The organism is Reyranella sp. (genome assembly GCF_017305915.1).
In the GTDB taxonomy this organism is placed as follows: domain Bacteria; phylum Pseudomonadota; class Alphaproteobacteria; order Reyranellales; family Reyranellaceae; genus Reyranella.
Genome location: NZ_JAFKJN010000042.1, coordinates 43,071 through 49,601, shown reverse-complemented (window position 1 = coordinate 49,601; position 6,531 = coordinate 43,071). Strand labels below are relative to the sequence as shown.

Annotated in this window: 8 protein-coding genes; 6 read left to right on the top strand and 2 right to left on the bottom strand. The window is 68.9% G+C overall.

Annotation, left to right across the window (positions count from 1 at the left end):
* Together J0J01_RS30925 and J0J01_RS30920 are read left to right on the top strand one after the other, a co-directional pair.
* A partial coding sequence (locus tag J0J01_RS30925) for a TorF family putative porin (protein WP_296387328.1) occupies positions 1-210 on the top strand: 210 nt, incomplete at its 5' end.
* Positions 211-272: 62 nt separating this feature from the next.
* Entirely contained in the window at positions 273-1,559 is a 1,287-nt protein-coding gene (locus J0J01_RS30920; RefSeq protein ID WP_296387484.1) for a UbiH/UbiF/VisC/COQ6 family ubiquinone biosynthesis hydroxylase, read from the top strand.
* Positions 1,560-1,578: 19 nt separating this feature from the next.
* On the opposite strand, the gene J0J01_RS30915 is transcribed toward J0J01_RS30920, so the two are convergent.
* Positions 1,579-2,385 carry an alpha/beta hydrolase gene (locus tag J0J01_RS30915; RefSeq protein ID WP_296387483.1) on the bottom strand — a complete coding sequence of 269 codons (807 nt, stop codon included), beginning with the start codon at positions 2,383-2,385 and terminating at the stop codon, positions 1,579-1,581.
* Positions 2,386-2,453: 68 nt separating this feature from the next.
* On the bottom strand, positions 2,454-3,668 hold the full coding sequence (locus J0J01_RS30910; RefSeq protein ID WP_296387482.1) for an MFS transporter: 1,215 nt from the start codon (positions 3,666-3,668) through the stop codon (positions 2,454-2,456).
* Between the two features lie 114 nt (positions 3,669-3,782).
* On the opposite strand from J0J01_RS30910, the gene J0J01_RS30905 reads away from it, so the two are divergent.
* The 4 genes from J0J01_RS30905 to J0J01_RS30890 are packed head-to-tail and all read left to right on the top strand — an operon-like array spanning position 3,783 to position 6,522.
* The gene (locus tag J0J01_RS30905) at positions 3,783-4,760 is read left to right on the top strand and encodes a GTP-binding protein (protein ID WP_296387481.1); all 978 of its coding nucleotides are present in this window, start codon (positions 3,783-3,785) and stop codon (positions 4,758-4,760) included.
* The gene (locus J0J01_RS30900) at positions 4,757-5,806 is read left to right on the top strand and encodes a WD40 repeat domain-containing protein (RefSeq protein ID WP_296387480.1); all 1,050 of its coding nucleotides are present in this window, start codon (positions 4,757-4,759) and stop codon (positions 5,804-5,806) included. Before J0J01_RS30905 ends, J0J01_RS30900 begins: the two co-directional genes overlap by 4 nt.
* 3 nt (positions 5,807-5,809) lie before the next feature.
* Positions 5,810-6,055 (top strand): hypothetical protein, encoded by a 246-nt coding sequence (locus J0J01_RS30895; protein ID WP_296387479.1) that lies wholly within the window; start codon positions 5,810-5,812, stop codon positions 6,053-6,055.
* Between the two features lie 29 nt (positions 6,056-6,084).
* Positions 6,085-6,522: a HEAT repeat domain-containing protein gene (locus J0J01_RS30890; RefSeq protein WP_296387478.1), complete on the top strand. Its 438-nt coding sequence runs from the start codon at positions 6,085-6,087 to the stop codon at positions 6,520-6,522.
* Positions 6,523-6,531: the final 9 nt, after the last annotated feature.

Below are 6,531 nucleotides of genomic sequence, written 5' to 3'. Positions count from 1 at the left end.
GGCACCATCGGCAGCCAGTATGTCGAGCGCAACGTCAACTACGGCATCCCCAACAACGACTATTGGGACTGGCAGCTCGGCGCAACCGTCACCGTCTACGGCGTCGACCTGACGCTGGCCTATATCGGCACCAACATCGACCAGGCCGGCTGCCTCAATACCCTCAACTGCGAGGACCGCGTCGTCTTCTCCGTCAGCAAGACGTTCTAGGACTTCTTGGAGGGCCGGGCGGCTCACTTGCCGCCCGGCCCTTCGGCTGCCATGTAGGGCGCATGTCGCCCGGGTCCGACAGCCAGCGCTTCGACATCGCCGTCATCGGTGCCGGCTTGAACGGCAGCCTGCTGGCGCTGGCCGCGGGCGAGTCGGGCCTGCACACGGCGCTGGTCGACCGGGTGCCGCTGCAATCGCTGACCGAGGCGGGCTTCGACGGCCGCACCACCGCGATCGCCAACACCAGCCAGAAGCTGTTCAAGGCGCTGGGCGTGTGGGGCGACCTCGCGAGCCGCGCCGAGCCGATCCTCGACATCCGCATCTCCGACGCCGGCCACGACGGCCGCGCCAGCCCGCTCTTCCTGCACTTCGACCATCGCGAAGCGGCCGAAGACGAGCACGATGCCGCGCCGATGGGCTGGATCGTCGAGAACCGCTTCCTGCGTGCCGCGCTGCTGCGCCGCTTGCAGGCCTGCCCCAAGGTCGAGCTGGTGGCGCCCGACGAGGCACTCGACACGGCGCGCAGCCCCGACAAGGTCATGATCGCGCTGAAGAGCGGCCGCAGCATCGCGGCGCGTCTCGTCGCCTCGGCCGAGGGCCGCTTCGGCACCATGCGCGAGGATGCGGGCATCGGCGCGCGCGCCTGGTCGTACGATCAGATCGCGATCGTGCTGGTGGCACGCCATGAGCAGCCGCATCGCGGCGTGGCGCAGGAGAAGTTCCTGCCCGGCGGGCCGTTCGCCATCCTGCCGATGACCGACAGCGAGCCAAGTGACGGGAAAGGGGGCGAGCATCGCTCCTCGATCGTCTGGACGGAGAAGGCGAGCATCGCCAAGCGCCTGCTCGAGCTCGACGCGCCGCGCTTCCAGGCCGAGTTCGCGCGCCGCTTCGGCGACCATCTCGGTCCCGTCGAGCCGGTCGGCCCGCGCTGGTGGTTCCCGCTGGGCCTGGTCCATGCCGAGCGCTACGTCGACGAGCGCATGGTGCTGGTCGGCGACGCCGCGCACGGCATCCATCCGATCGCGGGCCAGGGCTACAATCTCGGCGTCCGCGACGTCGCCGCATTGGTCGAGGTGCTGGTCGATGCCAAGCGGCTCGGTCTCGACATCGGGGCATCGGACACGCTCGAGCGCTATGCAAGCTGGCGGCGCACCGACAACCTCACGATGGTCGCCGCGACCGACATCCTGAACCGGCTGTTCTCCAACGACATCAAGCCGCTCAGGCTGGTGCGCGACATCGGCCTCGCCGCCGTGCACCGCGTGCCGCCGCTGCGCCGCTTCTTCGCCCGCCACGCCATGGGCCTGTCCGGCGATCTCCCGAAGCTGATCCGCGGCGAGCGGCCGTAATCTCTTAGGGCCGATGAATCTACCGCGGAAGTCCAAGCACCCAGTCGGTCGTCACCTTCGCAGCGGCCATCGGCGTCTCGAAGTGGCTGGCGCCGTTGGTCACGTACCGGCTGTACGGGTTCTTGGCGGCAGGCTTGTAGATCGGCCCTTCGGCGCGGTCGTGCATCGGGTCCTTCTCGCCGACCACCATCAGCAGCGGCGTCGAGGCGGGCAGACGCGGCGCTTCATGGGGCATCGAGGCGAGGCCGGCCGGGTTCTGCCACGAGTAATAGACCGCCGCGCGCACCGACATGGTGATGTTCGAACCCTGGTTGGCGTCGCTGCCGGTCATCGTCTCCTTGCCCTTGCCCTGCTCGACCAGCGCGCGGGCGTGGTCGATGTCCTTGCGCGCCTTGTCGTTGCTACGATAGCGGCCGGCCGGATTGTGACCCGGCGCGAGCATCACCAGACCCGCGAGATTGCCGCGCTCGACGGCATAGGCGAGGCCGACGCAGGCGCCGAGGCTGTGGCCGATCACGACGATGCGCGTCGCGCCCTGCGCGCGCAGTTGCGCGGCGTAGCCGTCGAGTTGGGTCAGCGCCTCCTCGACCGTGACGTTGATGGTCTCCCAGGCACCGCGGCCCCACGGCGCCGCCGGCTGGACCACCTTGTGCCCCGCCGCCTGCAGGTTCGAGGCGATCACGCTCAGGCCCTGGTTGCCGGTCGGCGTGCCTTGCTTGCCATGCAGGATGATGACGCCAAGCTTGTCCTGTGCCAGCGCGCTTGCCGAAAGAGCCAGGTACGCCATCACACACGCCACAAGGGTCGCGAAAACGCGCCGGATCATGTGCCGCCTCCTCCCTGAAGCGGCTTCATGGTAGCGCCCCGGCCAAGGATGCACACGCGCTTCGGCCGTCATCGACGCACGGTCTTGCCTCCACCGGTCACGACCACTGCAGCCGCGATGAGATCGACCGCCGCGGCCAGCAGCAGCGGCACGCGATAGCCGGCGAAGGCGTCGTGCAGCAGGCCGTAGAAGCTCGGGCCGAGGCCGGTCGCGAGCTGGATGATGCAGGAGGCGATGCCGTAGACCGCGCCGAAGGACGCCGCGCCGAATTCGCGGCGCACGATGATCGGCGACAGCGTCGTGATGTTGCCGATGGTCAGGCCCATCAGCACGCTGCCGGCCACCAGCACCGCCGGTCCCGGAACCAAGGCCTGCATCGCCAGCGATCCGGCGGCAATCACCATCATGACCGAGGCGGTGAGGCGTGCGCTGATCTGGTCGGCGAAGCGCGCCAGCATCAAGCGGCTGCACAGCGCCGTGATCGCCGTCGCCGCGACGGTGGCCGACGTGCTGCCCGCCCCGAGCATCGGCGACAGCAGGGTCACCTGATGCGTGACGAAGCCCACCTGCACCATCATGCCGATGCCGAAGCCCAGGGTGACACTGCGCAGCGCGGCGGTGCGCAGCGCGTCGCGCCGATTCCACAGCGGCGCCGCGCCGGTCGTCGCCACGCGTGCGGCCGCGGCACCGTCGGGGAACAGGCCGAGATCCTGCGGCCGACGCTTCATCACGAACAGCGCAAGCGGCACCAGCACGACGAACGATGCGATGGCGGCGACCGCTGTGGTTGCCGGGAAGCCCGCACGGTCGATGCCGAACAGCAAGACCGGCGTGCCCGCCATGCCGCCGACGCTGGCGCCCAGCGACGCGATCGACACGGCGCGGCCCTGGAAGCGCTCGAACCACGGCGCGAGCGTGGTCGCCACCGCCGTCGTCGACAGGCAGGCCCAGCCGATGCCCATCACCAGGAACACCGCATAGGCCTGCCAGGGCGCCGTCACGTGGCCGATCGCGGCGACGCCCAGCGCGAGCGCCGTTCCGCCCAGCGTGAAGATCGGCCGCGGGCCGGCGCGACCGATCACGCTGCCGACCGGGATCAGCAGCAGCGCGCTGGTGACGTAGAACACCGTGATCGCGCCCGAGACCAGGCCGGTCGGCCAGCCGCGCGATTCGACCAGCGCATGCAGATAGACGCCGGCACCGAACAGGCCGAGCGCATTGGCGAATACGGCGGCGATCAGGCACACGCCGACGATGCGCCAGCCGTAGAAGAGCCGGGACATCGGCCCTGCTAGCACGGACCGGCCCCGGGACTGTTCGGCCGCGGCCGAAGGAAGCTCGGAGTTGCGCGCCCCCGGCGAAGCCCCTATCTCAAGGGCCAAATTTCGAGGATTCCCATGGCCCCTTCCGCTGCACCGGCCCAAGTTCCCGTCACCGTGCTCACCGGCTATCTCGGTGCCGGAAAGACCACGCTGCTCAACCGGATTCTGAGCGAGCAGCACGGCAAGAAGTACGCCGTGATCGTCAACGAGTTCGGCGAGCTCGGCGTCGACAACGACCTCGTGGTGAACGCCGACGAGGAAGTCTTCGAGATGAACAACGGCTGCATCTGCTGCACCGTGCGCGGCGACCTGATCCGCATCATCGAAGGCCTGATGAAGCGCAAGGACAAGTTCGACGGCATCCTGGTCGAGACCACCGGCCTCGCCGATCCCGGCCCGGTGGCGCAGACCTTCTTCACCGACGACGACGTCAAGGCGCGGACCCGGCTCGATGCCATCGTGACGGTGGTCGACGCCAAGCATTTCCTCGGCCAGCTCGAGCAGGGCGACGAGGCGGAGGAGCAGGTCGCCTTCGCCGATGTGATCCTGCTCAACAAGACCGACCTGGTGAGCGAGGACGACCTCGCGAAGGTCGAGGCCAAGATCACGTCGATCAACCGCTACGCCCGCATCCATCGCACCCAGAAGAGCAAGATCGAGCTCGACGCCATCCTCGACAAGGGCGCGTTCGATCTGAAGCGCATTCTCGAGTTCGAGCCCGACTTCCTGCATCACGGCCACGACCACGACCATGGCGACGAGGTGGCGAGCCTCAGCTTCAGCAGCGACCGGCCGGTCGATCCCGACAAGTTCCAGAAGTGGATGGGCGCGCTGCTGCAGCTCAGGGGCCAGGACATCCTGCGCAGCAAGGGCATCCTGGCGATCGACGGCGCGCCCCGCCGCTACGTCTTCCAGGGCGTGCACATGATGATGGACGCCGACTGGGGCACGCCGTGGAAGGAGGGCGAGAAGCGCTCGAGCAAGCTCGTTTTCATCGGCCGCAGCCTCGACGCCGAGAACCTGAAGCGCGGCTTCGAAGACTGCCTGAAGTGAGCAAGATCGATCTCGGCAATCCGGAGTGGCGGTCGCGGCTGCCGTCCTCCCGCGCGGTCGCGGCCGACGCACCGGCTGCCGCCTGCGCCTTCAGCCGTGACGGCAAGACGGTCGCCTTCGCATTGGGCGACGGCCGCGTGCGCCTGTTGCCGGCAGACGTGACGGAAGTCGCCGGCGCGGCGCCGGAATCTGCCCACAAAGGCGCGGTGCTGTCGCTGATCGCCGATCCGATGGGCGACGGCTTCCTGAGCGGCGGCGACGACGGCCGCCTGCTGCGCATCGCGCCCGACGGCGGCACCACCGAGATCGTCAACCAGAAGGGCAAGTGGATCGACAAGCTCGCCGCCCATCGCAGCAACGGCACCTTCGCGGCCTCGGTCGGCAAGATGGCGGTGGTGGTCGACAAGGCGGGCGAGGTCCGCGAGTTCGGGCCGCACCCGAGCACGGTCGCGGCGATCGACTTCAGCAAGGACGGCAGCCGCATCGCCGCCGCGCATTACGGCGGCATCACCGTGTGGAGCATCGGCCAGGTGACCCTGCCGCCGCGCAAGCTCGGCTGGCAGGGCAGCCATGTCGCGCTGAAGTGGAGCACCGACGGCAAGTTCATCGCCACCGGCACGCAGGAGAACGACATCCATGTCTGGCGCGTCGCCCAGTCGAGCGACATGCGCATGCAGGGCTATCCCGCCAAGGTGAAGTCGCTGTCGTGGTCGGCCGATGCGCGCTGGCTCTACACCTCGGCGCAGCCGGTCTTCACTGCCTGGCCGTTCGCCGGCAAGGGCCCCGAAGGCAAGCCGCCGCTGCAGTTCGGCGACGAGGGCGCCGGCCTGATCACCGTGGTCGCCGCGCACCCCGCGGCGGAATTCGTGGTCGGCGGCTACGATTCGGGCGAGCTGCAGCTCGGCGACATCAAGACCCGCCGCTCGGCGGTGCTGAAGATGGCCGACGGCGCGGCGGTGAGCTGCCTCGCCTGGTCGCCCGACGGCTTCGCTCTCGCCGCCGGCAACGACAACGGCGACCTGCTGGTGATCGACCTCAGGCGGTGAGCCATGCACGAGACCTGGTCGATCTCGGCGCTCTTGGCGGCGGCCTTCACCGAGCTGCAGGACGACGATTTCGATAGCCCCTGCCCGGCGACCGTCGAGTTGCAAGGCCGCGGCACGCGCGAGGTGCTGGGCACGGCCCTGACCCTCTGCGGCTCACTCGATTCTGGATGGCGATCGGTTGCCGCCTGCGTCCTGGGCCAGCCCGGCACGCCCGAGGGACCTTCCCGGAGGAATGCTGCGACGCCCTGATCGCCCTGCTGCACGATTCCGACGAAGACGTGCTGATCACTGCCCTCTATGGCCTCGGCCATCTCGGCAATCACCGTTGCGATCCGCATCTGCTGCCGTTCGAAACCCATCCGGAACCGACGATCCGCAAGGGCGTGGCCTTTTCACTGCTGGGCACGACGCTTCCGGAGGCGGTTCCAGTGCTGCTTCGGCTGATGGATGATCCCCATGACGGAGCGCGCGATTGGGCGACGACGACGCTCGGCGCGGCAACCCTCTTCGACACCCCCGAAATCCGCGCGGCGCTGCTCAAGCGTGCGATGTCGGACAACGATGCCATGACGCGGGGCGAGGCGCTGCATGGTCTTACATGGCGCGGCGACCGGCGGGCCGTGCCGCTGCTGCTCGCCGAGCTGGCCGGCGACGAGCACGCCTACTACTTCGAGGATGCGGCCAGGACCTATTCTCGGCGTCGACGACAGCGATGAGAGGCCGGT

Coding starts and splice junctions, on each gene's coding strand:
- J0J01_RS30895 (WP_296387479.1), top strand. CDS start 5,810: ATGCACGAGACCTGGTCGATCTCGGCGCTCTTGGCGGCGGCCTTCACC.
- J0J01_RS30910 (WP_296387482.1), bottom strand. CDS start 3,668: ATGTCCCGGCTCTTCTACGGCTGGCGCATCGTCGGCGTGTGCCTGATC.
- J0J01_RS30905 (WP_296387481.1), top strand. CDS start 3,783: ATGGCCCCTTCCGCTGCACCGGCCCAAGTTCCCGTCACCGTGCTCACC.
- J0J01_RS30920 (WP_296387484.1), top strand. CDS start 273: ATGTCGCCCGGGTCCGACAGCCAGCGCTTCGACATCGCCGTCATCGGT.
- J0J01_RS30915 (WP_296387483.1), bottom strand. CDS start 2,385: ATGATCCGGCGCGTTTTCGCGACCCTTGTGGCGTGTGTGATGGCGTAC.